Below are 26,591 nucleotides of genomic sequence, written 5' to 3'. Positions count from 1 at the left end.
TACAATATCCTGACTTCATTCCTTAACAATCCAGTCTTTAAGGCCTGCCACACTTCCAAAAATACAGCGGATGCTCATAAAGCCGTCCTCTTCCGTACCGAAAAGCTGCTGAACCACGGGAACTTTTTCCTTTAAGGCCCCCGCCTTAAAATCATCCAGAATTCTGGACACATTTTTATAAGTACCGTCAGCCTTCCTGATTCTGTCAGACACCTGAAAACTCCGGAATGCAAAAGGAAACTCAAGCTTATCAAGTACGATTTCCTTACCGTTGCAGATCAGATGAACTGCATCATCAGATTTCCCTGCTTCAATAAAGTAATCACCTGCAGAAAAGCTTCCTTCTTTTTCTATAATAACAGAAAAGCCCGTTTCTGTCGCCTCCAGTTTTTTTACCCCTACATATACCCGCCCGTTTTCTTTACGGATGCATATTCCCCCTGCCTCACAGGAAAAACTCCTGCATGTACGGATGTTTCCGTCAGCTTCCATAATAAAATCATGGCTCACAAGACTGTCTGGACCGGAACGCTTTACCGCATCAAGAATAATTCTCCGACGCAAAGCCTCATGAAGAGCAGAATAAGATTCCGCATCAAACTCTATTATCTCACCAGCCTTATAGCCTGTAACCTCAAAAGCTTTTTCCAGTTCACACTGAATAAAATCCTCATCACCCCTGATTTTTTCCGCCCCCAGAAGAACGGCATTCCTCCAGCCGCTCATATTTTTTTCAAGCAGGGGAATCACTTCATTTCTTAAAAAATTCCTCGTCATTGCCGAATCAAAATTCGTACTGTCCGTCCTGTAGGAAATACCTCTGTGTAAAAGAAAACTTTCTATCTGGCTGCGGGTTACATCAAGAAGAGGACGGATTATACGGCCCCTGACTCTTGGAACTGAACACAATCCTTCAATTCCGCTGCCCTTTAAGAAACGCATCAGCATGGTTTCTCCGGCATCATTCTTATTATGGGCAAGACAAAGATAATCCAGCTTTTCCGACTTTATAAAATCTTCAAAAACCTCATAGCGGACTTTACGGGCAGCTTCTTCCACTCCCATGCCCCTTTTTTCTGCCAGAGCCTTTACCAGCCCCCGCTGAACATCAGTACGCCGGCATTTTATTCCCAGAGAACGGCAGGTTTCTTCAACAAAATCAGCATCCCCGCAGGTCTCTTCTTCCGGCCTGAGATTATGATTTACCGTAACAGCAAAAACCTGTTCCGGAGTAAAAATTTCTGAAAGAGAATACAGCAGCGAAACAGAATCAGCCCCGCCGCTAACGGCAACGCCAACACGCAAGTCTGCACTCAAATCAACTCCGCATTCAAATAATCCTTTTTTTACAAGCTGTATAAAATCCTGTTCCTGAAAAATCATAATTCAATTATAGCGTTTAAAATAAAAAAAGGGACAGTCCCGAATGAAGCACAAACTATACTTCAAAGGATTGTCCCTCTTCTGAAAATAATTTTTACGGTCTGCTACCGATCAAACTCATTTCTTTGGTGGTGCAATAGTAATAATTACAGAATCAGCTCTTGTAAGAACTGTAATCTTGTCTCCAAGGTTAAGATCAGCAACAGTAATCTTCTGTCCGATTTCTGCTTTAGAAACATCACAAACGATTGATGCAGGAAGATCCTGTGGAAGAGCCTTTACTTTTACATCAGTAACATGCTTTACCATAAATCCACCCTTGAGAACACCAGCCGGTGTACCAGAGAAATGAACTTTATAGTTGAATGTAACCGGTTTCTTTCCGCTTACAATGTAAAAATCTGCATGAAGGTTTTTGTCTGTCTTAATATCATATTCAGTATCTTTGATATAAGCCTGATTGTCCTGTCCGTCAATTTTAAGATTTACAAGAGTTGCCTTTGTAACCGATCTCCATGCTTTTGAAAATTCAGCTGCACTTACTTCAAGAAGAATAGATTCTCCTTTTTCGTTATATGCTACTGCCGGGATACTACCTGTTTTACGAAGTTCCTTAGCATACTTTTTACCTGCATCTTTACGTGTTTTTGCGTTAATTACCAACTGCTCCATTTTTTTCGTACTCCTATTAATTTAATTATGTAATGCCTGATTTTAGTCTTCTGCCGAACCGACTTCAACATGGCCAGCTTCATACTCGCCAATAATCTGATTCTGCAGTGCAACGCGGAAATCAGGGCTAATCGGATGAGCAACATCCTTATACTCACCATTTGCCGTTTTGCGACTAGGCATGGCAATGAAAAGACCTGTCTTTCCTTCAATGATCTTAACGTTGTGAACAACGAAACAACTGTCAAATGTAACAGTTACGTAAGCTTTCAATTTTCCTTCGCCTTCTACTTTGCGAATACGGATTTCTGAAACCTGCATACAACCTACTCCTTCTTTTTAATCCAATTGTTCTGTTAAGCCAGAACGGTTTTCCACTTATCTAAAAGACGCTCCGAGGCTTTAAGAGCATCTTTTCTTTCTGCAAATATGCCAAAGACCGTTGATCCGGAACCTGTCATATCCGCAAAATCAGCGCCGGCTTCCCTAATGTCATTCAATGCATGGGCAATTTCCGGATAACGACTGATTACAGGAATCGTAAAACTGTTTTTAAATTTCCAGTCTGCGACACCTGATTTGTACATGTGCTCCAATGAAACATCATCGATTTCATCAGAAAGCGTTCCATTTTCAAAAGCTTCGTCTACTAAAGCATACGCTGCCTTTGTAGAAACGCTGACACCTGGAAAAACCAGCACAACCGCAAAATCATCACGGGCACAAATCGGATTAATGATCTCACCCCGTCCCTCAACTAAAGCTGCGAAACGACTGGAGGGGTATCCTTTTTGCATACGATGCCACAGTGCACTCGTAAAAAAGAACACGTCACTACCGACCTTGCCTGCAAGTTCATGCAGTTGGGAAGCTTTCAAATGTGTGTTGAATAATGAATCAATAGATTGGATAAATGAAGAAGCATTACTTGAGCCGCCCCCCAATCCACCGCCGGAAGGAATGTGTTTCGTAACATTTACGGAGACACCATCCTGAATGCCGGTCAGCACGCAGAAAGCTTTGTATGCAGCAGTAAAAGTGTTATCGGGTGGCAATTCCATTCCCTTACACTTCACGTTACAGACATTTTTTTCTTTTACAAGACTTACTTCGAGTTCATCACATAGATCAACTGTGGTAAAAATGCTGCTTATGCTATGAAAACCATCACTTCGCTTAGGAAACACCTTAAGTCCAAGGTTAATTTTCGCCGGTGAATAGACGGTCAGACTGTCAGCCATACAAATGTGGAATATAGATATTTTTTTTACTTTAGTCAATACAAAAAAACATATTTTGTAATTTATTTTAATCTGAATTTTTTTTCTCATTGAGTAAAACAATAATTGCAGTCTACTTGACTAAATGAAAGACCTATTTTACATTTTGAAGTGGCTGTTGCATACAGTAATTTTTTATTTGCGGAGAATGCTATGTTCAGTGCAGGCTTTTCAGATGAATACGATGATTATCGTGATGACATTTCTGATGACTACGAAGATGATTTTGAAGACGACTACGAAGAAGACGAAGAGTCTGATTATGAATCTGCCTTTGATGATGAAATGGACGACTATGACGAACCATACGATGATCAGGAACCGGAAGACGGATATGACAACCGCCACAGAGGTTTTGATGACGGATTCTACAATGAAGAAGAAGAGATAGAAGAAGACAGCGATCCTGCTGATCTTGATCTTTAATTCATGAAAGTATTTTGATTATAAAAAAGGCACCGGTTCTGATACAATTCAGTTCCGGTGCCTTTCATTTTATCTGTGCAGTTAAAACTTAAGGGTATCTCTAAAAACTCGCCTTTGGCGAATTTTTAGAGAACCCGACGAGTTTTAACTCTTGAAAATAACAAGAGTTAAAACATCGCATTTTCAAAGTTATCTCTAAAAATTGCAATTTTTAGAGATTCCCTTAACTATTTCCCTTCAGAACTTTTCCTGCATGCCACAGTTTTTCAAGTTCATAAAAGTTCCTTGCTTCTTCAGACATAAGATGTACAACAATAGAACCTAAATCTATAAGATTCCAGTCTTCCCCCTGTTCAGTTTTCTGATGAGTAAGATGAATCTCAAGATCGTTTTCCTTAGCATAATCTTTTACAGCTTTGAGCATACCCTGTGACTGAACTCCACTGGAAACTGTTACGATTACAAAAAAATCCGTCCAGCTGTTGAGCTGAGAAATATCAAGAACAGTTACATTCTGTCCTTTTGAATCTTCCATAAGTGCTGCAATTTCCAATGCTTTTTCTTCAAATGTTTTAGACATAAATCACTCTCCCTCGTTTTTATTACCGGAATAACCGCTTGTAGCATAAGTGCCGTTAAAATCATCTCCAAGAATAATCGTAAAGTCAGCAGTAGCACTGGTTCCAAGTCCTGCTGATGAATCAATTTCATCTTCTACGATATTCCTGCAGCGGATAAAGCTTCCAATGGTTTCCGCAGATTTAAAATTACCGATATGGCTTACAATAGTTGTATACTGATAGTCATCCCTGTCAGCATTTTCATACCTTAATATTTCATATCCGGCATCACGGAACAACCTTGCAGTACGGGAAGCAAGACCTGTTCTGTCGGTACCATTAAGAATTTCAAGAACATATACACGGCTCTGGGAAGACATTTCTTCCGAAAGAAGGGACGTAACAGTAAGATTCAAAACCTTTTTGATCTGCATGCCGTTATCTTCCGGAAAGAGAAGTTTCTTTCCATCAACCGTATTAAGAGTACCCGTAATGGAATTCGTAGTAATTCTGTCCGAATCCATATTAAGCAGAAGGCTTAAAACCTTATGCAAACTTTCTTCATCAAGTTTTTCACCGTTCAGATACCCTTTAAAATATCCGCTGTACAGTGAAAAATTATCTTCATCAAAAATTATAGAACTGTTTTCCCTGAGAGCTGATAAAAAAGCAATAAGCGTATTCTGACGCCTGTCTTTTACAAAAGTCTCACTTTCTCCGGCTACCGAATAATGCAGGTACGAATTTATCTTGTCTCCGTCTAAAGTTACGCCTCCGCTGGGAAAAAGAAAATAGGAATCATCCTCCGCTTTCGTAAACACAGGATCACTTATAAAAATCTTCAGTCCTCCGAGAATATCCGTCAATGCAGAAAAATCCTCAAGAGAAACTTCAACTACAAAAGGAAGTTCACGTCCTGTAATTCCTTCTACTTCCTTTGCAAAACTTATGACTCCTTTTTCCTTATATACCTGATCAAGACGGTCAACTCTGCCAAGACTTCTATAAATACCTCCCGTATTTCCGGGAATATCAAACATGGCACTTTTTTTTGTCGGGGGATACATTACAAGAATTTCAGAAGCAAGTATATCATCCCCGTCATTCAGAAGCCATAAAACAGAAACAATACTGTCTTTATTTTTAAGGATATCATTTACGGCATCTGTCCTGATACTGAAAAAGAAAAATACTGTTGCCCCTATGATCAGAAAAAGAATAACGAGAAGAAAAATTACATTCTTTTTTCCGGATGAATAATTCATTGCCATATCTCCTTACTTTATACACTGCCGGAAACACTCTTATAGAATTCCAAAGTTAAAGGAGAAGAAGTCTTTCCCTTTGCTTTAAGATATTCCATGCTTTCTTCAATAACTGATTTTACCATTTCATCAAGAGGCATTGAAAAAAGTCTGTCCCTGTATTCCTGCGTGGACTGAGGTCTACCCGGTTCAATTTTATCAGCTGCAAAAACAATTTTTGCCAGTGCACACATATTTCCGCAGCCTAAAGTATGACGGGCTACCGCCTGAAGTATCTCACTGTCAGAAACATCAAAATCCCGCCTGAGTACAACAGCTGCAGCCCTTCCGTGAAGCAGGGCCGGCTTTTTTAATTCCGCTTCACACAATCCATAACCGTCATGAGATGCAAGTTCTTCCATGACTTTTTCATCAATATCCTTACAGATATCATGGGCAAGCCCTGCAAAATATCCCTTTTCAGGATTCTCTCCATAAACGGAACACATAAACCGGCTTGTCTCTGCAACCCTTAAGGAATGTTCATACCTCTTCTTTTTTTCCTGAGAAGCAGCATATTTTCTTACACGTTCAACAAGTTCAGCTGTGATTTCCATAAAATTTTCCATTAACAATATAATCAAAAACTTTTTTCGGAACAAGGCTTGAAAAATCCTCTCCCCTGGCTGCCATCTCCCTGATTCTGGTTGAACTTATGCTTAAAAGAGAATTCTCAAGCCTCAATGCAGAATCAAAAAGACTGTCTTTTGTTATATCAAAACCTTCTGAATTTACGGAAGCAAAATTCCCCAGCGCATGATTTGAAAAGGAAGAGCCGGTTTTTTCTTCAGGCCGGTCTGCAAGGATCAAAGTACATTTTTCCGCAAGCTTATCCGCCTTATACCAGTATTTAAAACCTGCAAAAAGATCAGTTCCCATTACCAGACCTATTTTACCGGTAAGACTGCTGCCGTACTTTTCCTCAAGATAACAGACAGTATCATATGTATATGAAACACCTTCCCTCTTTATCTCACAGTCCTCACATACAAATCTTGAATCATCCTCACAGACAAGTTCCAGCATCTTCAGGCGGTGTTCCGCAGAAAGCACCCCGTTCATCTCTTTATGAGGAGGCTTATATGCGGGTATAAAAAGAACCCTGTCATAACCGAGACTGTCACACACCTGAGCGGCAACAGAAACATGGGCATTATGAACCGGATTAAAACTGCCTCCAAGAACAGCTATCTTCATTGCTGCCCCGGATACTGAGTTTCCATGGTACCGTCAACAGCTCTTTCGGCCATAAAACGGCTTTTTTCCTTTCCCTCGCCATGATTTTTTCCGGGAGTACGGAGACGATCCATTTTCTGAACAAGAGAAATAATCTCCCTTCTGACAGAATCAATATTCGTTCTTGAAGCAACTGAAACTTCTATAACCTTTACATCAGGGTCTTCTGAAGCAATTCTTTTCTTTACATTTTCCGCAGCCTCAGCAGCTCCCTCAATATCAATTTTATTACACAATACAATACGGGGTTTCTTCAGCAGTTCAGCACCAAAACCTTCAAGTTCTTTTAAAAGCATTGAATAGGCATCCATGCATTTCTCATCACTGCAGTCAATCATAAACAGAAGTCCTGCAGTTCTTGAAATATGCTTCAAAAACCTGACGCCAAGTCCTGCACCTTCACTTGCACCTTCAATTATGCCGGGAATATCTGCAATAATCAGGTCGCTCTCATCATCTACATGAAGGACACCAAGATTAGGAACTTTTGTAGTAAACGGGTATGGGGCAATCTTAGGACGGGCATTGGTAAAAAGATCCAGAAGGCTTGATTTTCCTGCATTAGGAAATCCTACGAGTCCTATATCAGCCATTATGGAAAGCTCAACCCTCAATTCCCTTTCTTCACCAGGTTCACCGGGATTTGCACGCCGCGGAGCCTGATTTGTACTGGATTTAAAGTGAACGTTTCCCCATCCTCCGTTTCCACCCCGCAGGAAAAGAAACTGATCGTCCTCTGTATCATTCACAAAATCATGTATTATTTCTCCAGATTCAGCATCCTTTATTACTGTTCCAGGAGGAACCGGAATTATCTTATCTTCTCCATTTTTTCCATATTTATTCCAGCTCATTCCGTCACCACCATTCTGAGCCTTAAACACCGGATGAAAACGAAGATGTGCCAGTGTACGGAGATTATTCTTTACCTTAAAAATAATATCGCCCCCGCGGCCTCCGTCACCGCCGTTAGGTCCGCCATTAGGAATATATTTTTCCCTTCTGAATGAAGCACATCCATTTCCGCCTTTTCCTGATACTACACGGATTAAAGCTTCATCTGCAAACTGAATCATACGATTACCCTTTTCCCCTTAACAACAAATAAAAAACCCGGCTAGAAATTCAACTAACCGGGCTTCATACATATACAGCTTAGCTTTTAAACCTGTAAACTTATTTTGCTTCTACAACAGAAACAAGTTTTTTGTTCATGCGTTCGCTGAACTTAACAACACCGTCTGCTGTAGCAAACAAAGTATCATCACCACCACGTCTAACGTTATCACCTGCGTGAATACGTGTACCGCGCTGTCTAACGATAACTGTTCCGGCTGTTACTGCTTCTCCGCCGTATTTTTTAACGCCCAGATGCTTCGGATTTGAATCACGTCCGTTTTTTGCACCGCTACCGCCTTTAGATCTTCCCATTTTAATCCTCCGCTGACTAAAAAAGCCAGACTATTATTCTTCAGTTTTTTCCCGCAGCTGCACGTTTTCCGGATACTGTTCAGAAACAGATTTTATTCCGTTTCTTATAAAATCCGCAGTGCATTTTAACCGTTCTCCCAGAAGAATTCTTTCCTCTTCCGTAAGTCCGGCAGAAACTTCCACACTGAATGCGAGAGTTCCGCGGGAAGCCGTATCAGACTTTACTGAAACTCCCCTGGTATTCTTCAAAAGGTCAAGCGCTGTACCCAACAAAACGGATTCTGCTGCACAGACAATATCCCTGCCCTTTTCTGCAAATCCCGCATGTCCCGCAGCACATACTGCTGAAAATTCTCCGCGGGAATTGCAAACCAGAAGAACTTCCGTCACTTATGCAAGCACAACGTCCTTTACAGTAACGTTTGTGTATTCCTCACGATGACCGATAAGACGATGGTAGTCTTTCTTTGACTTATACTTGTAAACAAGAACTTTCTTATCTTTGAAAGTATCACCAACTTCAACAGTTACCTTTGCACCTTTTACATAAGGTGTTCCGACAGAAACTTTATCACCGTCACTTACAAGAAGAACAGTGTCGATTGTTACTGTGTCGCCCTTTTTAGCATCGCTAATCTTGCTAACCTGAAGAACGGCATCCTTTTCTGCCTTGTACTGATTGCCTTTATACTCAACAACTGCGTACATTTTAAAACCTCTGAATTTTTTTTTCGGCAAGGAGTAACGGGTTCCTTGCTGACGTTTCCAATAGTGCGAAATCTTATCAAATTTTTCCATGGTTGGTCAACTGTTTAACCTCGTTTTAATTCATAAATACAGATAAAAGCCATGCAGCATTGAATTTAACTCAAAAAATATATATAGTGATTCCGATACTTTAATATTCAGTAATAATGGAGGAATATTATGATTAAGACGGTAAAAGACGTTGATCTTAAAGGAAAACGCATCATCATGCGCGTTGATTTCAACGTACCGATGAAAGACGGAGTTGTTCAGGACGATACTCGTATCATGGCTGCACTTCCTACTATTAAATACATTCTTGAGCAGAATCCACGCTCTCTCGTTCTCATGAGCCACCTTGGAGATCCGAAAAAGGATGTAAAGAAAGCTCAGGAAAAAGCAGAAAAAGCAGGAAAAACCTGGACAGATGCTGATGCAGAAAAATTCATCAACGGAAAGAACCGCATGGCTCCTGTCGTTAAATATTTCTCAGAAAAACTCGGAAAGGATGTTACATTCCTTCCTGATGCACTCGGACAGAAAGCTGCAATCGATGCTCTTCCAGAGGGTGCAGTTGCAATGCTTGAAAACGTTCGTTTCCACAAAGAAGAAACATCTAAAGATCCTGCAGAACGCGACGTAATGGCAAAAGAACTTGCTACCTACGGAGACATCTTCGTAAACGATGCATTCGGAACTGCTCACCGCGACCAGGCTTCTACAGCTTCTATTGCTAAATTCATGCCTGTACCAAGTGTAGGCGGATTCCTTATGGAAAAAGAAGTAAAATACATTCAGCCAATGGTTGAAAATCCTCCAAAACCACAGGTTGCCATCATTGGTGGTGCTAAGGTTTCTTCAAAGATTGCCGTTCTTGAATCTCTTCTCAAGAACGCTTCTGCACTGGTAATCGGTGGAGGTATGGCTTATACATTCCTTAAGGCTCAGGGTCATAAAGTTGGTATTTCTCTTGTTGAAGATGACTTCCTTGACACAGCTAAAAAACTTCTTGCAGATGCAGAAGCTAAAGGTGTAAAAATCGTTCTTCCGGTTGACCATGTAGCTGCTGATAAATTTGATGCAAATGCTACTCCAGTTGCCGTTGACGGTGTTGATATTCCTGACAACCTGATGGCTATGGATGTTGGACCAAAAACAATCGCACTTTATAAAGAAGTTCTCTCTACAGCAAAATCTGTTGTATGGAACGGACCTGTAGGTGTATTTGAATTTGATGCATTTGCAAAGGGAACTGCTACTGTTGCACAGCTTGTTGCTGATGCTACTGGCCGTGGTGCCATGACTGTAGTTGGTGGTGGAGATTCTGTTGCAGCTGTTAACAAGTTCCACCTTGCTGACAAGATGAGCCATGTATCTACTGGTGGCGGTGCTTCACTTGAATTCCTTGAGGGTAAGACACTTCCTGGAATTGCTATTCTTGCTACAAAATAGTGTTTTATGCTGACAGCTTTGCTGACAGCATAAAACTTTTATCTCCCGACAGGCTTTTTAGCCTGCGGGAGAAATTAATTTCGACACGACACTTCCTGCGTGTCAAATCATAGTTTTTTTTGTTTTAGTTATCTTTGATTATCTGCAGTATCGTTCTTTCGGCAATATTCCTTTTATTCTGCGGGATACCTTAATTTCGGTACGACAGTCCCTGCGTATCAAATCATAGTTTTTTTGTTTTAGTTATCTTTGATTATCTGCAGTATCGTTCTTTCGGCAATATTCCTTTTATTCTGCGGGATACCTTAATTTCGACACGGCAGTTTCTGCGTGTCAAATCATAGTTTTTTTGTTTAAGTTATCTTTGATTATCTGCAATATCGTTCTTTCGGCAATATTCCTTTTATTCTGCGGGATACCTTAATTTCGACACGACAGTTCCTGCGTATCAAATCATAGTTTTTTTGTTTTAGTTGTCTTTGATTATCTGCAGTATCATTCTTTCGGCAATATTCTTTTTATTCTGCGGAATACCTTAATTTCGGCACGACAGTTCCTGCGTGTCAAATCATAGTTTTTTTGTTTTAGTTATCTTTGATTATCTGCAGTATCGTTCTTTCGGCAATATTCCTTATTATTCTGCAGGATACCCTAATTTCTGTACGACAGTTTCCTCGTATCAAATCATAGTTTTTTTTGTTTAAGTTATCTTTGATTATCTGCAATATCGTTCTTTCGGCAATATTCTTTTTATTCTGCGGGATACCTTAATTTCGGCACGACAATTCCTGCATGTCAAATCATAGTTTTTTTGTTTAAGTTATCTTTGATTATCTGCAGTATCGTTCTTTCGGCAATATTCCTTTTATTCTGCGGGATACCTTAATTTCGGTACGAGTATTTTATTTACGGAATGTCTGTATTTCTACAGCTGATTTTCTTACAACATTTTTTCCATAATATCAAAATCAATCAGTTCATCATTTATTTTAAAAAAACCGTGAAAGCAGCCTGTTTTTTCAAATCCGAATTTTTTATAAAGCCGGATGGCCCCCTGATTATCACTCCGTACTTCAAGAGACACTATTTCTGACCGGGCTACTTCTTTTGCAAAACGAAGAACCTCTTCAAGGAGTCGGGATCCTATTCCTTTTCCACATTCAGATTTTCTTACACAGATTCCAAACTCTCCTCTGTGAGCCATTCTTTTTTTAGAAAATGCCGTATAGTGAGCCGTTCCTATTATTTCAGATGCTTTTCTGGCTACAAAGAAAGCTTCCCGGTCTGAATGTTCGATACTTGAAAGAAAGTCAGCTTCTTCCTTTTCTGTTACGGAAAGTCCGTTTTCATCAAAGGACAAATTATCAGATTCACTTCCTATCACTTTTAAAAGCGACAGGATTTCTTTTGCATCATCTGAAGATGCACGCTGTATTTTTATTTCTGACATCAAACATTCTCCGCTTCACAGGAATTCTTCTTTAAATTAAAAATTAATCCCTGAGGTCTTCAATCCTTTTTGTTTTCTTTTCACTTCTAGGTAACTCACCTATTCCTACAACCTGCACTTCTGGCGTCATGTTGTACTTCTGCTTGAAGAAATACTGAATTCCCAGTGCAGTTTCTGCCCGGTCTACCCCCATTTCGACTTCAACAAAAACAGTCATTTTATCCTTTCCGTCTACATGTTCTATTTTTGCCCGGTATTCGCTTGATGTTCCGGGAACAGCTTTAATGACATCCTCAATAGTACTTGGGAAAATAATGTTTCCCTTAACTTTTACCATGTCATCACTTCTTCCGAGAATCGGTGTGATGCGGGGATATGACCTGCCGCACGGGCATGGTTCAGTAATAAAAGCTGCAAGGTCATGAGTTCTGAAACGGAACAGGGGAGCTCCTTCCTTTACCAGAGTAGTAAGGGTGATTTCACCAACTTCTCCGTCTTTTACAGGAAGTCCTGTCTGAGGATCAAGTATTTCTATGTAAAGGAAATCATCAAAAATATGTATTCCTTCTGTCTGCTTTTCACAGTTGATTCCGATTCCAGGTCCGTAACATTCTGTAAGACCGTAAATATCGTAAAGTTCAATGCCAAGGATATTCTTTATGCGGTTGCGCATTTTTTCACCCCAGCGTTCCGAACCGATTATTCCTTTTTTTAATTTGATATTCTTTCCGATGCCGCGCTGTTCAACCTGTTCTGCAAGGAGAAGTGCATAGGAAGAAGTTGCACAAATTACGGTTGCCTGAAGGTCCTGCATCATCTTAAGCTGTTTTTCTGTATTTCCAGGTCCCATAGGAATTGCCATGGCACCGAGTTTTTCACAGCCAGCCTGGAATCCTATGCCTGCAGTCCAGAGACCGTAACCCGGTGTAATCTGAATGCGGTCCTTTTTTGTAATTCCGGCAATTTCATAACAGCGGGCAAACATCTCTGCCCAGTCATCAACATCTTTCTGAGTGTACGGTACAATTACGGGAGCGCCGGTTGTTCCGCTGGAAGAATGAATGCGTACGATTTCTTCTTCAGGAACTGCTGCCAGTCCAAGAGGATAAGCATCCCTCAGATCCTGTTTAGTACAGAAAGGAACAAGTTTTTCAAAGTCTTCCTGTGTTTTTATATCTTCCGGATTTATATTCTTAAAACGTTCTGTATAGAATGGATTTCCACATGCCTTTACGCGGGCAATCTGTGTACGGATAAGTTCAAGCTGTTTTTCGGTCATTTTCATATAGGCATCCTCAATTTTCAGGCAGACATCACTAGGAAAGGGAAGCTGCCTGTTCTTATGTTACTATAAATAGTAACATAAGAAATTAAAGATGTCAAATGCTTTCAAGCGCCTGTTTCAAATCTGCAATAAGATCGTTTTTATCTTCAAGTCCGCAGCTCATGCGTACAAGACCTGCAGAGATTCCGGCAGCTTCAAGCTGTTCATCAGTAAGCTGTCTGTGTGTTGAAGTAGCAGGATTAAGACAGCAGGTACGTGCATCAGCAACATGAGTCTCAATCGCAGCAAGCTTAAGGTTTTTCATGAACTTTTCTGCAGCAGTCCTTCCGCCTTTAAGTTCAAAAGAAACTACGCCGCAGCCTCCGTTCGGGAGATATTTTTCAGCAAGCGCATGGTATTTGTCGGACTTAAGGCCAGGGTAGCTTACCTTTGCAACCTTGCTTTGAGTTTCAAGGAATTCTGCAACTGCCTGTCCGTTTTCTACATGACGAGGCATCCTTACATGAAGGGATTCAAGTCCGAGGTTCAGGAGAAAGGCATTCTGAGGAGACTGGATGCATCCCAGATCCCTCATGAGCTGAGCAGTTGCCTTTGTAATAAAAGCACCTTCTTTTCCGAAACGTTCTGCATAGGTAATTCCATGATAGCTTTCATCAGGAGTGGTAAGTCCAGGATACATATCTTTATGAGCCATCCAGTCAAACTTTCCGCTGTCAACAATTACACCGCCAACTGCAGCACCATGACCGTCCATGTATTTTGTAGTTGAATGAGTAACAATATCTGCTCCCCATTCAATCGGACGACAGTTAACAGGGGTCGGGAATGTATTATCAACAATAAGAGGAACATTGTGTGCATGAGCAACTTTTGCAAATTTTTCAATATCAAGAACGGTAAGAGCCGGATTTGCAATAGTTTCCCCGAACATTGCACGGGTATTATCCCTGAATGCAGCATTCAATTCTTCTTCAGAAGCATCAGGAGATACAAAAGTAACATCAATTCCCATTTTCTTCAAAGTTACGGAAATAAGGTTAAAAGTTCCTCCGTAGATTGAAGAACTTGCTACAACATGGCTTCCGCATTCACAAATATTAAATATTGCAAAGAAATTTGCAGCCTGTCCTGAAGATGTAAGCATTGCCGCAGTTCCACCTTCAAGAGCTGCAATTTTAGCTGCAACATAATCATTTGTAGGATTCTGAAGCCTTGTATAAAAATAACCCGAAGCTTCAAGATCAAAAAGCTTTCCCATGTCCTCGCTGGTATCATACTTAAATGTTGTAGACTGAATGATAGGAATCTGACGCGGCTCTCCGTTTTTTGGAGTGTATCCGGCCTGTACACACTTAGTATTAATTGACTGTTCCATAATTTGCCTCCGTTTTTTATATTAACTTTTATATATCCAAAGCTGCACAGTAATCAACAGCCCTGACATTCAATTCATAAAATTCAGGTTTTACAAGAAGCCTGACCGCATCTTTTACTTCTGAAAGTTCCATTATGCCTGACTTACAGGCAGCCCCTACTAAAACCATATTTGCAACCCGGGAACTGCCCAGTTCCATGCAGGCTTTCTTTACGTCAACACACATTACGGTAGCGTTCTGCTTTAAGTAATCAATCATAACTTTTGAATCAAAAAACTTTCCGGAAAGACTTGCTGTTACCGGCTGAACAACTTCATTGCTGACAATTACAGTTCCACCAGTTTTTAAATAGGAAATGTTTCTTACAGCTTCTGCCGCTTCAAAAGCAATTATGACGTCAGCACATCCCCGGGGAATAACGGGAGAATATACATCACTTCCAATACGGACATGACTTACCACAGAACCGCCTCTCTGGGCCATTCCGATGGTTTCTGCAGAAAGCACCTTCTGTCCTCCGGAAACAGCAGCCTGAGAAAGAACCTTCGCTGCAAGAACAGTTCCCTGTCCGCCTACTCCGCATATCAAGATATTTTTTGACACAGATTTCTCCTTAATAAAACCCACAAAGATAATTTTTATCCTGACTCCTAACAGATTGCCTTTACCGGACATACATCTCTGCACAAACCGCATCCGGTACAGAGAGAGGCGTCTATTTCTGCCCTATGCTTTCCGTTTTTCAAAACTGAAGAACTTACACTCAATGCAGGACATCCCAGTTCCCTGATGCATTTCTGACAGCCAATACATTTTTCTGCCTGAACTTTTACAGGACCATTAAATTTATAACCAAGTTTAGAAGCTACTGCAATACATGGAGCCTTAAAGATTACTGCACTTACCCCCTCTGCTTCAGAGGCCTGCTTAACGGCAGCAACAGCCTGTTCCTGATTAAAAGGATCTGCTTCCAGAACCGGATTTACCCCTGCAGCCTCAAGTATTTTTTTTATACTTAGTTTTTCTACAGTTTTACCCATCATAGTCATTCCTGTTCCGGGATGAGGCTGATGTCCTGTCATTGCCGTTGTTGAATTATCAAGAACACAGACAGTCTGACGGGCCTGATTATAAACACCGTTTATTACTCCGGTAATTCCGCTGGCAAAAAAAGTTGAGTCACCTATAAAGCTGAAACAATGCCTGTCATTTTCATTATGATAGAATCCCTGAGCCATGGTAATATCCGCACCCATACAGAGACACGTATCGGTCATATCAAGAGGTTTGGCATTTCCAAGAGTGTAACAGCCAATATCTCCGCAATACGCTGTTTTTTTACCTTTCATGGCCTGCTTTACAGCATAAAAAGAACCCCGGTGAGGACAACCTGCACATAAAACAGGAGGTCTTACAGGGAGTTCAGGAACGGACTCTGCACCGGACTCTTCTTTTTTTTCTGAATTGAAAAATACTTTTTCGAGAACACTTACAACAGTTTCTACAGAAAGTTCACCTGCTTCAGGAACAGTTCCGTCAGCTTTTCCGCAAACTTCAGCTTTCATTCCTGTTTTACCGCAGATATGAATGAGGGCATTTTCTATTACAGGATCAAGTTCTTCAAAGACAACAATTCTTTTATTTTCAGTCAGATATTTTTCCGCAAGCTTTTCCGGAAAAGGATAAGGAGTACCTATTTTAAGAAAGCTAATATTTTTTAATTCCTCACTTTCAGGATATCTGGCTTTTAAAATACTTACGGCTTCCTTTACATAACACCAGCTGATTCCACCGGCTGCAACACCAGTAGAAGCCTTTCCATTTCCTTCAATAAAATTCCATTTTGAATCAGAAAATTCTGCAGGAAGAATGTGCTCGTTTCTGTCAAAAATCCTTTTATGATTCAAATATGAACTTCTGGGAAAAATTACCCACCGGTTTGTATCTTTTTCAAATTCACTGGTTAAGGAATTTTTTTCGAGAGAAGGAAACTCCATGCTTTCATAGGCATGATCAACTCTTGTTGTAGGCCTTAAAAGAACCGGCGTATGATATTTTTCTGAAAGTTCAAAGGCCTCCTGAATCATTTCAAAAGCCTCAAGAGGTGTAGAAGGATCAAAACAGGGAAGCTTTGAATATGATGCAAAAACTCTTGTATCCTGTTCCGTCTGACTTGAAATCGGTCCCGGATCATCTGCAGAGACAATGACCATACCACCCTTTACGCCTACATAAGACAGGCACATTACAGGATCACTGGCAACATTAAGTCCAACCTGCTTCATGGTAACCAGAGTACGGCTACCTGCATAGGAAGCTCCTGCAGCAACCTCTGCCGCTGCCTTTTCGTTTACAGACCATTCAACATAGGTTCCTGTTCTGTCTTTATACTTTGCAATGAATTCAATAATTTCACTTGAAGGAGTACCGGGATACCCTGCTGCAAGCTTTACACCAGCCTTTAATGCACCCAGGGCAATAGCCTGATTTCCCATAATCATCTGTCTTGACATGGGGACATTCTACAATAAATGATACAAAAATAAAATGGTTTTTTATAAACTGTTTCAGCCTATGACTCCACCCCAGGCAATCTTCATATTACGGCATAAAATTTCATACTCCCTGCACTGGGCTTCATCTGCTGCCGTTACATAAAAAGCACCGGACTTAAGGTGAAGGGAATTATCTGACTCAGATTCATTCTTTTTAGAATATGTTCCGGCATTAAGAAGACGAAGAGCCTGATTTGCAACCCCATCCCTGCTGTCAACAACCTTTACGGAAGGACCGGCGGCATCCTGAATTACATCTGCCAGATGAGTAAAATGTGTACAGCCTAATATTATCGTATCGCAGTTTTCTTTCTTAAAAAATTCTACGGCTGGCATTACGGCAGCTTTTTTTTCTTTTTCTGAAGACGTAAAAAGATCATGTTCTATAAAATCAATAAGATCTGGATCTCCCCTGCTTATTACTGTGCAGTTACTTGCAAAGTCAGAAATCAAATGACGGCTGTAAGGATGATTGACAGTGGCATTAGTTGCAAGAAGTCCAATACGATTATTTTTTGTAACGGAAGCTGCAAGTTTTATGGCAGGAACTGTTCCCACAATAGGCAGTTCAGGAAATCGTTTTCTTAATAAATCAAGAGAAGTTACGCTGATAGTATTACAGGCAATTACAAGAGTCCGGGGATTCCAGTTTTTTAAAATGAGTTCTATTGCTTTTCCGGCACATTCTGTAACCTGACTGACGGTCTTCTCTCCATAGGGAAAATTTCTTGTATCTCCTAAATAGGCAAAAGTTGCTTCCGGAATCTTTTCTTTGAGGGCCGCCATATACGGAAGCCCGCCGGTACCACTGTCTAAAAATGCAAAATCTGTAATAACACTCATACACTATAACACGCAGTCAGAAGTTTACTCCTTTGTATTTTTCATGTCAAACTTAGATTGATTGTTTTTTTAGTTCAATGATAGAATATGCCTATGTACGAATTCAACAGGTGCAGGTGCAGTGGCTGCAATAAAAATGCCATGAGTACCATCGACGAAAATGACAACATCGTAAGCAGCGGATGGTGTGTTGACCACGTTCCGGACATTGAAGACATTGCGTCAAAAATCTGCAGTTACATGATGAGGCACGATACAGTAATAGGCTTGAATTGTCCCGGCCTTACAATAAAGGACCTTAACCTCAATAACAAACGCTTTTACGGATGTAATTTTCAAAACTGCAGCTTTCAGAACATTCACGCAGACGGAATCCGCATGCGCATGGGAATATACGACGGCTGCACTTTTACGGACTGCAATTTCATAAACAGCAACATACAGTTTACTTCTTTTGCAGGTTCAAAGCTTGTACACGTAATATTAACAGGTAGTGATCTTGTACACATTAACTGCAACGGAGTTACGGTTTACCAGTCAAGTTTTGATGATTCAGACCTGTACAACAGCCGTTTCATAAAATCCGTATTAATGAATACTTCCATGAGAAACTGCAACCTTAAAAAAACCGTTTTCTATAACTCTGTAAGGGAACATGTTTCATTCAAACTTTCAAACACAAGGGAAGCACTTGTAGACAGAAACCGGGGAGGCCTTATGGGAGACTTCGAAGCTTCCGCACCTGATGAAGACATCCTTAACTCAGAAGAGAGGCAGCAGATATGAAACTCTACTTTGATCTTTCTTTCGATGATTTTACAAACTGCTATATCGTTGTAAACGACGATCCTTCTGTTATGGAAGCAATTATCATTGACCCGGGAATCGTTACTCCAAAAATGATTGATATTATCGAACGGGGAAAATACAAACTTACGGCCGTTCTCATAACTCATAACCACACAAGTCATGTAAAGGCCCTTTCTACCCTCATGAAAATCTATTCGCCACGAATATATGCTGCTGATTATGAAGTAGCCGGCAAACAGGTTACAGTCCTTCAGGGGGACGGAGAAATCACGACTGCAGGACTAAAAGTTCAGTATTATTCAGTACCCGGGCATACATCTGACAGTATGGTTTTTAAAATAGGTACAACCATGTTTACCGGAGACACCATCACCTCCGGGATAATCGGAGAAACGGCAAGTTCTTATTCAAAAAAACTTCTCAGCTCTAAAATTCAGGAAAAGATTTTTTCTCAGACAGATGAAACGGTAATTATGCCGGGACATGGTCCGCCAACAACCGTTGCATCCGAAAAACAATACAATCTTGATGTAAAGCCTTAAGCTTACTCAGGGGATTCCCTGAACACAAGAAAGGTTCTTCCTCCATACAGTCCCCAGCGTTCATAAACGTAATCACTGAGACTGTATGCGACCATTTCAAAATCTTTACCCTTCGTCTGCTGGACGTAGCGCTGCAGGTCCGGGAAGCTTCTCATATTTGACCAGTAGGAACGTGTGACAAAATATGCTCCTGTAGTCTGAGGTGACAGCTGAAGGTGATATGCCATAAACTCATTTTTCATAAGATAATCATCATTTAAATCGTAACCAAGCCCTTTTGCCGTTGCCCAGTAAGATTTTAAGAATGACAGTGAATCAGGATTAAAACTGCCGTAAAGAGACTTTACATAATCTCTGAATCCGGAATCCATAAAATAAATTCCATGCCAGCACTCATGGGCCACCAGCTGATTTCTTAAGGAAGGACTGCTTTCTCTTGAAATAGAAATAATACATCCCGTCCCTTCTTCAAAAGTTCCGTCCGGTAAAGTAACTATAATGCCGTTTCTTATGAGAATACTGCGTAAAAGAAGTTCATTTTCGTTCAGCTGAACACTGTGTCTCAAAGCCTGCGTAAAGAAATTTGCAAGATCCTTTGCTTTATAATCATGGGCATTATAACCGTGATTATTCAAAATAAAATCGTCATCTACAAAAGTCCCCTTATACCCTGTCTTTTCAACAAAATATGCAAGCCGGGTTAAAAAAGAGTCCTGTATCTGATAATCCTTAAAATCAAAAAACAATACATCAGGAAAAATACTCCAGCGAAATAATTCATAATCCTTTTGACGCCAGTTTTTTTCCGGCCAATCCAGTATCATTCCAATATCAGCAGCTATCGCTTCATCTTCCTTACACCAGACAGCAGTAAAACTTTTTACAAACTTATTTCCACCGGTAAATTTAAATACTCCTGTTCCGTTTTTAAAACACCGGGAATCAAAATCAAAACTGTCTTTACCGGATAACCTGACTGTAAAAACTTCGCCCCTGTTTTCAAAAACAATTCTGTCTTCATTCTTAGCTGCAGCAGTTTCTTTTGTATTCAGTGTCAGGGTTATTTTCATTCCCTCTGGTAAAGTTTTTTCTGCCCGTGAAAAATCAACGGAATATATTTCTGAAGAAACGGTTCCGCCATCTATGCCATAGGAAAAAAGAGGTTCCGGTAAAAACTCAATTCCAATCTTATACGGTTCAATCCAGCTGTCAAGAAGGTCTGCTTTACCTGCTGAATAGAAATAAAATCCTTCCGGCTCATCCGTGCGTTTAATGCACAGCTGCAGGGAAAACTTATCTGCTTTTACATCGGAATATTTTCCCCTGACCTGACATCGGGAAGAAAGAGGCGTTACGATCTTACTTCCGGATTTAAAATCTTCCTTATACAAAAAGCCAAATGAAAAACGGGACTCATCTCCAGGTCCGGAAATTTTTATTCCAAAAGAAGCTCCGGACTTTTCACACTGCATGTCTTTTATAAGTTCTTTCTGTTTATCAGTAAATTTATAAAAAAGGTAAGGCTCATTACGGGGATCTTCAACAGCACACTTCTCAGACTGTTCCGTAACAGGCTCAAGTTTTTCTCCAGCTGCGGTAAGAAGTTTTGCTTTAGTACAGCCTGAAAAAATATATGCAATAAAAATACAGATTAAGATAAAAAAATAATTTTTTTTCAACATAATTTATGCTACACTTTTTTTGAAATTTAGATAAGGTCAATTAATGTAATACGGGAGAAATCATGAAGGTTCTGCATTTTCATAAAGATACGCTTTTTGTACTTTCAGAATTTCAAAAAAAACAGGTCATCAGGCTTTCTGAGTTTCTGAGTGAATTTTCAGATGCCCGTATATATCCCTGCTACCCTCTTTATATCTTTTTTAATGATGAAAAAAATCTCTTTGATCCGAAAAAACTAAAATCCCTGACTCTTCAGAAGATTTTTTATGATGAAAATGATTCTTCCGTAAACATAGGAATTCATGCGGAATTTTCCGACAATGACTGCAGCAGCCTTTCTAAATTAATCAGCAGGGTTAAAATTGCAGAAATAAAAAAAAGCGGTCCCCTTACTTTTACAGATAAGTGTTCCGCCTTTTTAGAAATACCTGAAATCAAGATTACCGTAATACAGGTCTCAGATGCAGTTATTGAAAAAAACTCATGGCAGCTGTTCAACTCAAAATGGATCAAGCTGAACAGAAAGTAAGCTGCCTTTTACTTACATAGTTTTTTCGCCCCTGTCCATTGCAATAAGACCTGACTTAAGCAGTTCAAGAATACCGTATGGTTCAAGAAGTCTGATAAGGGAATCAATTTTATCTTCACTTCCAGTTGCTTCAACAATAAGAGAGTTTTCTGCAACATCAACAATGTGGGCACGGAAGATTTCACAGGTTTCAATAATTACACCACGGTTTGAACCACCGGCCTTAACTTTTATAAGAGCAGTAATTCTCTGGGTAGTTTCACTCTTTGAACAGTTCTTGATGCTGATTACTTCAACAAGTTTAGAAAGCTGTTTTTCAATCTGTTCAAGAATGTATTCATCGCCCCTGACAACAATGGTCATTCTTGATTTATCTTCTTCTGAAGTCTCACATACAGTAAGAGAATCAATATTATATCCGCGGCGACTGAAAAGTCCTGAAACACGGCTCAATACACCGGCATGATTTTCTACTAAAACTGAAAGTACATATTTTTTTTCCATAGGTTCCTCTTTATATCTGTCGCTGCTGCGACTATACATTTATTATAGCAAAAAATAAGATTTTAACAATGCGTTTATCGACCGTCTGCATACACTCCAAGAAGCCTTACTTCTTCAGTCTTGTCCTTAAGTTCCTCATAGATGGAAGCACACTGAGCATAAACATCACCGTCCTCTTTATTAATTTCTACATCCGCATAAAACCAGCTCTTCCATAACTGTCCCTTTATCGGTCTGGATTCAAGACGGGTAAGGTTAAGCCGTCTTTTTTCAAAAATTCCAAGAGTATTGTAAAGGGCACCGCTTTCATTTTTTGTCGTAAAAATAAAGCTTGCCATATTTGGTTTAATATTAAACAGAGGTTTATTCTCAGATTTATTAATACGGTCTCTGGATGCAATTACAACAAAGCGTGTAAAATTGCCGGGATCATCTTCTATATCTTCTGCAAGAATCTTAAGGCCGTAAATCTCTGCATTTACAATACTGCCAATAGCAGCATTTGATTTTGAAGCATGAGAGGCTACAAACTCTGCGGCAGTAGAAGTAGAAACTGAATCAACCAGAGCCCAGTCCTTATGCTGGTCAAGATATTTTTTTGACTGCCCGAATCCCTGGGGATGAGAATAAACAGTCTTAATATCTGAAAGAGATGCACTCTTTAATCCCAGAAGGGAATGTCTGATATTCAAAGTAACAGAACCTGCGATTTCCACATCCTCAAAGCGGGAAAAATTATCATAATTCTGATAAACACTGCCGTTAAGGGAATTTTCAATAGGAATCATACCGTAATCACAGCTTCCGTCTGCTACACTCTGAAAAACATCACTGAAGGAATCAAGAGCAACCGCTTCTGCCTCACTTGCATCAAAATAACGTCCGATTGCCTGTTCCGCATAGGCACCCTTTTTTCCTGAATATGCAACCAGCAGTTTTTTGCTGTCAGATTTTCGTTCAGATTTTGCACATTCCCCTGAGAAAATATGATAAACAGATTTTCCCATAACAGGAGCCAGAGCTTCAATATCATGCATCATCTTGTCAAACTGTTCCGGAACAATAGAAAGAATGGCACCGCTTAAAGCTTTCTCAGGATTAGGATGAACGTCAACAACAACGCCGTCTGCCCCGGAAGCAACCGCCGCAAGAGCCATTGCAGGTATTTTTTCACGGATACCTACTGCATGGCTTGGATCTACAATTACAGGAAGATGTGTAAGAGAACGAAGCACCTGTACTGCAGAAAGGTCTAAAGTATTTCTTGTAGAATGCTCAAAAGTCCTTATTCCCCGTTCGCATAAAATAACATTTTCAGTTCCTGCAGAAAGAAGATATTCTGCACTCATAAGAAGTTCTTCAAGAGTTGCAGTATAACTTCTTTTAAGAATCACCGGCTTACCCAAAGAACCGACTTTCTTCAGCAAATCAAAGTTCTGCATGTTTCCGGCGCCGATCTGATAAACATCTACCCCGTAATCCTGCATCATTGGAATTAAATTCTCAGAACCGATTTCTGTAACAACAGGAAGTCCGTATTTTTCTCCGGCTTCTTTAAGATACTTTAATCCTTCTTCTCCCAATCCTTCAAATGTGTATGGAGAACTCTGGGGCCTGAATGCAGCACTTCTTAAAAGCACCGCTCCGCTTTCTGCAACGGAAGCAGCAACTCTCATTATCTGTTCCCTGCTTTCTACAGTACACGGACCGGCAGCGGCAACTATTCTGTTTCCGCCGATACGGATAATCTGCCCTTTTGAATTTTTTATTTCAACAACAGTATTTTCTTTTTTAAATTCCCTGCTCGCCATCTTATAGGGACGGCTTATGGGAATTACACGCTGTACGCCCGGAATAAGTTCAACTTCACTGACATCAAGTTTTACTCTTCCGACGGCAGCAATTACAGTCTCTTCCTCACCCTTAACTTCATTTAACTTGAAATCATGAGAGTGAAGAAAAGCCGTTAAATTTTCTTTCTGACCGTTACTGATATCCTTTTTGAGAACTATTACCATACACAGTCAAATTAAAAACTTGAAACATTCCAGCTGACAGTACGAAGAATGTCGCCGAAAACACCAGCTGCCGTAACACCTGCTCCAGCCCCGTAACCACGGACTGTAAGAGGAATAGGAGTATAGCGGGCTGTATGGAATACAAATGCATTCTCTCCACCGCGAACCCCAAACAGAGGATCTTCAGGACCTACTTCAAGCATGCCGACAGAAACCTTTCCGTCCTTAATTGAAGCACCCATGCGGAGAACTTTATTCTCTTTTTTAAGTGCTGCCATTTTTTCTGCAAAATATGAATCAAGTTCTGGAAGTTTCTTAAGGAATTCCTCAGTAGTTCCTTCAAGAGAGAAGCCTTCAGGGAAAATAGAACGCATTTCAATATCTTCAAGTTCAATTTCCATTCCTGCTTCACGGGCAATAATAAGAGCCTTGCGGGCAACATCAGTTCCCTTAAGATCATCACGAGGATCCGGTTCCGTATAGCGGAGTTCTTTTGCCTCAAGAACTGCCTCGCTGAATTTTTTACCTTCATCGAGTTTACCGAAAATATAAGAAAGGGAACCTGACATGATTCCGTTAAAGCCGGTAAGTTTATCTCCTGACTTAAAGAGGTTCTGGAGAGTATCAATAATCGGAAGTCCTGCACCAACGTTAGTTTCGTAAAGGAAGCGTACATGCATTTCGTTGGCAGTCTGACGGAGTTTATGATAAAAATCCATGCTCATTGAATTTGCACGCTTATTAGGTGTAGCAATATTCATTCCTGCCTTAAGAATATCGATATAACGCTCCGGAAGATCATAGCTTGCCGTACAGTCAACAAAAATAGGATTAAGAGGCTTAGTCTCCTTTACGAATTCAAGAATCTCATCAAGGTTTGTCTTTTTACCGTCAGCCTTTACCTTGTCACGCCAGCCGTCAAGTTCAATTCCGTCAGCGTTGAAAATCATTCCGTCAATATTTGCAATTGCCATTACGCGGACATCAATTCCCTGTTCAAGAAGGGCATCATGCTGCTCATTAATCTGATCAAGCATTGTTCCGCCGATAGTTCCTGCACCGAATGCATAAACCTGAATTGACTGAACCGTATTAAAGAAGAACTGATGAACGACACGTACAGCCATGTCACCGTCTTCAGCTTTAATTACGGCAGAAATTGAACGTTCTGAAGATCCCTGGGCAATAGCCTTGATGTTAATGTCACGGCTTGCAAGAGAATCAAAGAAAGTTCCTGCAACACCGCGTTTCTGCTTCATTGCATCACCAATAATGGAAACAATGGCAAGATTATCGTACACCTCTATAGGATTAAGCAGTTTTGTACTTATCTCAAGGGCAAATTCAGCCTTAAGGATATCCTGAACTTTCTGAGCGTATGCCTTGCGGATACAGAAAGATACAGTATATTCAGAAGAAGACTGAGTAATAAGGAGAACAGAAATTCCTGCATTGCTTACGGCAGAGAAAATGCGTGAAGCCATACCCTTACGGCCTTTCATTCCGGCACCGGTAACAGAAATCATTGCACAGTCCTTAAGACAGCTTATGCCGCGGACAGGTCCTGACTTTTCATCAACAAACGGACCGCGGGCAATACGGGTTCCTCTTGAAGCAGGATTATGGGAATTCAAACTCCATGCCTCGATATTCTTTGCAGCCAGCGGAGCAAGAGTCTTAGGATGAAGAACCTTTGAACCGAAGAAAGAAAGTTCCATTGCTTCTTCATAGCTCATGTCCTTTACAAGAACAGCATCCTTTATGATGCGCGGATCTGCAGTATAGATTCCGTCAACGTCCGTCCAGAATTCAACTCTAGAAGCTCCAAGACATGAACCGACGATTGCCGCAGAGAAATCAGAACCATTACGTCCTAAAAGTCCCATTACAGGTTTAGCACCGGTTCCGCTGATCCATGAACAGATAAAGCCAGGGAAAAGAAGGATCTGTGCCATAGGTGCAGAACCGTCACGATAATCTGCAAATGCATCAGCACAGTGAGAATAATCAGGATCACCTTCTTTCTGATCACCTGTCGTATAAATAAATTTTCTTGAATCAAGAAGAATAACGCTCTGTTTTTTTGCAAGAAGCACTGCCTCTACAATAGGAGCACACATAAGTTCTCCCATACCCATGATGCGGCAGTGAACTCCTGAAGGACATTCACCGAAAGATGAAATACCAGTAAGAAGTCTGTCCAGTTCAGAAAGGTTTTCTTCAATTTTTGCCATTACAGCCTGTGTATCAAAATCAGCAAGCGTCGATTTTATCTGAGCACAAATGTCCTGATGAATGGACCTGAGTTCGCTTACATAAGAAGCGGATACTCCACCTGCAACACACCCGTCAATAGCAGCCTGCAGTTTATTGGAAACTCCTGCCACTGCACTAACTACAACCGAAATACGGTCAGTCTTTGCGCGGCCTACCATAATATCCGTGCTGTCCAAAATACGACGGGCAGAGCCCATACTTGTTCCGCCAAATTTTAATGTAAGCATA

Annotated in this window: 27 protein-coding genes; 5 read left to right on the top strand and 22 right to left on the bottom strand. The window is 40.5% G+C overall.

Features of this window, described 5'->3' with window-relative positions:
* Positions 1-15 precede the first annotated feature (15 nt).
* The 4 genes from tilS to ispE all read right to left on the bottom strand — a co-directional run bounded on the left by tilS (position 16) and on the right by ispE (position 3,296).
* On the bottom strand, positions 16-1,383 hold the full coding sequence (tilS, locus tag HNP77_RS01225) for a tRNA lysidine(34) synthetase TilS (RefSeq protein ID WP_184651342.1): 1,368 nt from the start codon (positions 1,381-1,383) through the stop codon (positions 16-18).
* A gap of 117 nt (positions 1,384-1,500) precedes the next feature.
* A complete protein-coding gene (locus tag HNP77_RS01220) occupies positions 1,501-2,055 on the bottom strand; it encodes a 50S ribosomal protein L25 (protein ID WP_184651341.1) in 555 nt (184 codons plus the stop codon).
* A 42-nt stretch (positions 2,056-2,097) separates the two neighbouring features.
* Entirely contained in the window at positions 2,098-2,376 is a 279-nt protein-coding gene (spoVG, locus tag HNP77_RS01215; RefSeq protein ID WP_184651340.1) for a septation regulator SpoVG, read from the bottom strand.
* 35 nt (positions 2,377-2,411) lie between these two features.
* On the bottom strand, positions 2,412-3,296 hold the full coding sequence (gene ispE / locus HNP77_RS01210) for a 4-(cytidine 5'-diphospho)-2-C-methyl-D-erythritol kinase (protein ID WP_184651339.1): 885 nt from the start codon (positions 3,294-3,296) through the stop codon (positions 2,412-2,414).
* A gap of 192 nt (positions 3,297-3,488) precedes the next feature.
* On the opposite strand from ispE, the gene HNP77_RS01205 reads away from it, so the two are divergent.
* Positions 3,489-3,761 (top strand): hypothetical protein, encoded by a 273-nt coding sequence (locus HNP77_RS01205; protein WP_184651338.1) that lies wholly within the window; start codon positions 3,489-3,491, stop codon positions 3,759-3,761.
* Between the two features lie 223 nt (positions 3,762-3,984).
* On the opposite strand, the gene rsfS is transcribed toward HNP77_RS01205, so the two are convergent.
* From rsfS to rplU, 8 genes are all read right to left on the bottom strand, one after another.
* Complete coding sequence (rsfS, locus tag HNP77_RS01200; RefSeq protein ID WP_184651337.1) at positions 3,985-4,341, bottom strand: ribosome silencing factor; 357 nt, start codon at positions 4,339-4,341, stop codon at positions 3,985-3,987.
* 3 nt (positions 4,342-4,344) lie between these two features.
* Positions 4,345-5,586 (bottom strand): LCP family protein, encoded by a 1,242-nt coding sequence (locus HNP77_RS01195; RefSeq protein ID WP_184651336.1) that lies wholly within the window; start codon positions 5,584-5,586, stop codon positions 4,345-4,347.
* Between the two features lie 17 nt (positions 5,587-5,603).
* Positions 5,604-6,182, bottom strand: a complete 579-nt coding sequence (gene yqeK / locus HNP77_RS01190; protein WP_221266503.1) for a bis(5'-nucleosyl)-tetraphosphatase (symmetrical) YqeK — start codon at positions 6,180-6,182, stop codon at positions 5,604-5,606.
* Positions 6,166-6,822 (bottom strand): nicotinate (nicotinamide) nucleotide adenylyltransferase, encoded by a 657-nt coding sequence (gene nadD, locus HNP77_RS01185; RefSeq protein WP_184651335.1) that lies wholly within the window; start codon positions 6,820-6,822, stop codon positions 6,166-6,168. Before nadD ends, yqeK begins: the two co-directional genes overlap by 17 nt.
* Positions 6,819-7,937, bottom strand: a complete 1,119-nt coding sequence (obgE, locus tag HNP77_RS01180) for a GTPase ObgE (protein ID WP_184651334.1) — start codon at positions 7,935-7,937, stop codon at positions 6,819-6,821. The genes nadD and obgE overlap by 4 nt, the downstream gene beginning before the upstream one ends.
* 100 nt (positions 7,938-8,037) lie before the next feature.
* Entirely contained in the window at positions 8,038-8,292 is a 255-nt protein-coding gene (gene rpmA, locus HNP77_RS01175; RefSeq protein WP_184651333.1) for a 50S ribosomal protein L27, read from the bottom strand.
* Between the two features lie 33 nt (positions 8,293-8,325).
* On the bottom strand, positions 8,326-8,682 hold the full coding sequence (locus HNP77_RS01170; RefSeq protein ID WP_184651332.1) for a ribosomal-processing cysteine protease Prp: 357 nt from the start codon (positions 8,680-8,682) through the stop codon (positions 8,326-8,328).
* Entirely contained in the window at positions 8,683-9,000 is a 318-nt protein-coding gene (gene rplU / locus HNP77_RS01165; RefSeq protein WP_184651331.1) for a 50S ribosomal protein L21, read from the bottom strand.
* 219 nt (positions 9,001-9,219) lie between these two features.
* Between rplU and HNP77_RS01160 the strand changes: the two genes are divergently transcribed.
* The gene (locus HNP77_RS01160; protein ID WP_221266502.1) at positions 9,220-10,491 is read left to right on the top strand and encodes a phosphoglycerate kinase; all 1,272 of its coding nucleotides are present in this window, start codon (positions 9,220-9,222) and stop codon (positions 10,489-10,491) included.
* 940 nt (positions 10,492-11,431) lie between these two features.
* Here the strand turns inward: HNP77_RS01160 and HNP77_RS01155 are convergent.
* The 6 genes from HNP77_RS01155 to murI form a co-directional block, all read right to left on the bottom strand.
* Positions 11,432-11,941, bottom strand: coding sequence for a GNAT family N-acetyltransferase (locus HNP77_RS01155; RefSeq protein WP_184651330.1), 510 nt, complete (start codon positions 11,939-11,941; stop codon positions 11,432-11,434).
* Between the two features lie 43 nt (positions 11,942-11,984).
* On the bottom strand, positions 11,985-13,226 hold the full coding sequence (locus tag HNP77_RS01150) for a phenylacetate--CoA ligase family protein (protein WP_184651329.1): 1,242 nt from the start codon (positions 13,224-13,226) through the stop codon (positions 11,985-11,987).
* Positions 13,227-13,320: 94 nt separating this feature from the next.
* The gene (locus HNP77_RS01145) at positions 13,321-14,601 is read right to left on the bottom strand and encodes an O-acetylhomoserine aminocarboxypropyltransferase/cysteine synthase family protein (RefSeq protein WP_184651328.1); all 1,281 of its coding nucleotides are present in this window, start codon (positions 14,599-14,601) and stop codon (positions 13,321-13,323) included.
* A gap of 28 nt (positions 14,602-14,629) precedes the next feature.
* Entirely contained in the window at positions 14,630-15,205 is a 576-nt protein-coding gene (locus HNP77_RS01140; protein WP_184651327.1) for an indolepyruvate oxidoreductase subunit beta, read from the bottom strand.
* A 47-nt stretch (positions 15,206-15,252) separates the two neighbouring features.
* A complete protein-coding gene (gene iorA / locus HNP77_RS01135) occupies positions 15,253-17,115 on the bottom strand; it encodes an indolepyruvate ferredoxin oxidoreductase subunit alpha (protein ID WP_184651326.1) in 1,863 nt (620 codons plus the stop codon).
* Positions 17,116-17,169: 54 nt separating this feature from the next.
* The gene (gene murI / locus HNP77_RS01130; RefSeq protein ID WP_184651325.1) at positions 17,170-18,000 is read right to left on the bottom strand and encodes a glutamate racemase; all 831 of its coding nucleotides are present in this window, start codon (positions 17,998-18,000) and stop codon (positions 17,170-17,172) included.
* A gap of 93 nt (positions 18,001-18,093) precedes the next feature.
* Between murI and HNP77_RS01125 the strand changes: the two genes are divergently transcribed.
* Positions 18,094-18,786: a pentapeptide repeat-containing protein gene (locus HNP77_RS01125; RefSeq protein ID WP_184651324.1), complete on the top strand. Its 693-nt coding sequence runs from the start codon at positions 18,094-18,096 to the stop codon at positions 18,784-18,786.
* Positions 18,783-19,352, top strand: a complete 570-nt coding sequence (locus HNP77_RS01120) for an MBL fold metallo-hydrolase (protein WP_184651323.1) — start codon at positions 18,783-18,785, stop codon at positions 19,350-19,352. Before HNP77_RS01125 ends, HNP77_RS01120 begins: the two co-directional genes overlap by 4 nt.
* A gap of 2 nt (positions 19,353-19,354) precedes the next feature.
* Here HNP77_RS01120 and HNP77_RS01115 read toward each other — a convergent pair whose 3' ends face one another.
* Positions 19,355-21,034, bottom strand: coding sequence for a hypothetical protein (locus HNP77_RS01115; RefSeq protein ID WP_184651322.1), 1,680 nt, complete (start codon positions 21,032-21,034; stop codon positions 19,355-19,357).
* 62 nt (positions 21,035-21,096) lie between these two features.
* On the opposite strand from HNP77_RS01115, the gene HNP77_RS01110 reads away from it, so the two are divergent.
* A complete protein-coding gene (locus tag HNP77_RS01110; protein ID WP_184651321.1) occupies positions 21,097-21,564 on the top strand; it encodes a hypothetical protein in 468 nt (155 codons plus the stop codon).
* Between the two features lie 12 nt (positions 21,565-21,576).
* Here the strand turns inward: HNP77_RS01110 and ilvN are convergent, their stop codons facing one another.
* From ilvN to thrA, 3 genes are all read right to left on the bottom strand, one after another.
* Positions 21,577-22,068, bottom strand: a complete 492-nt coding sequence (gene ilvN, locus HNP77_RS01105; protein WP_184651320.1) for an acetolactate synthase small subunit — start codon at positions 22,066-22,068, stop codon at positions 21,577-21,579.
* Between the two features lie 74 nt (positions 22,069-22,142).
* A complete protein-coding gene (gene aroF, locus HNP77_RS01100) occupies positions 22,143-24,086 on the bottom strand; it encodes a 3-deoxy-7-phosphoheptulonate synthase (protein ID WP_184651319.1) in 1,944 nt (647 codons plus the stop codon).
* Between the two features lie 11 nt (positions 24,087-24,097).
* The gene (gene thrA / locus HNP77_RS01095) at positions 24,098-26,590 is read right to left on the bottom strand and encodes a bifunctional aspartate kinase/homoserine dehydrogenase I (protein WP_184651318.1); all 2,493 of its coding nucleotides are present in this window, start codon (positions 26,588-26,590) and stop codon (positions 24,098-24,100) included.
* Position 26,591: the final 1 nt, after the last annotated feature.

It is taken from the genome of Treponema rectale, from assembly GCF_014202035.1.
GTDB lineage: Bacteria > Spirochaetota > Spirochaetia > Treponematales > Treponemataceae > Treponema_D > Treponema_D rectale.
Note: the sequence above shows the minus strand (reverse complement) of the source record. Positions and strands in the feature narration are given on the sequence as shown.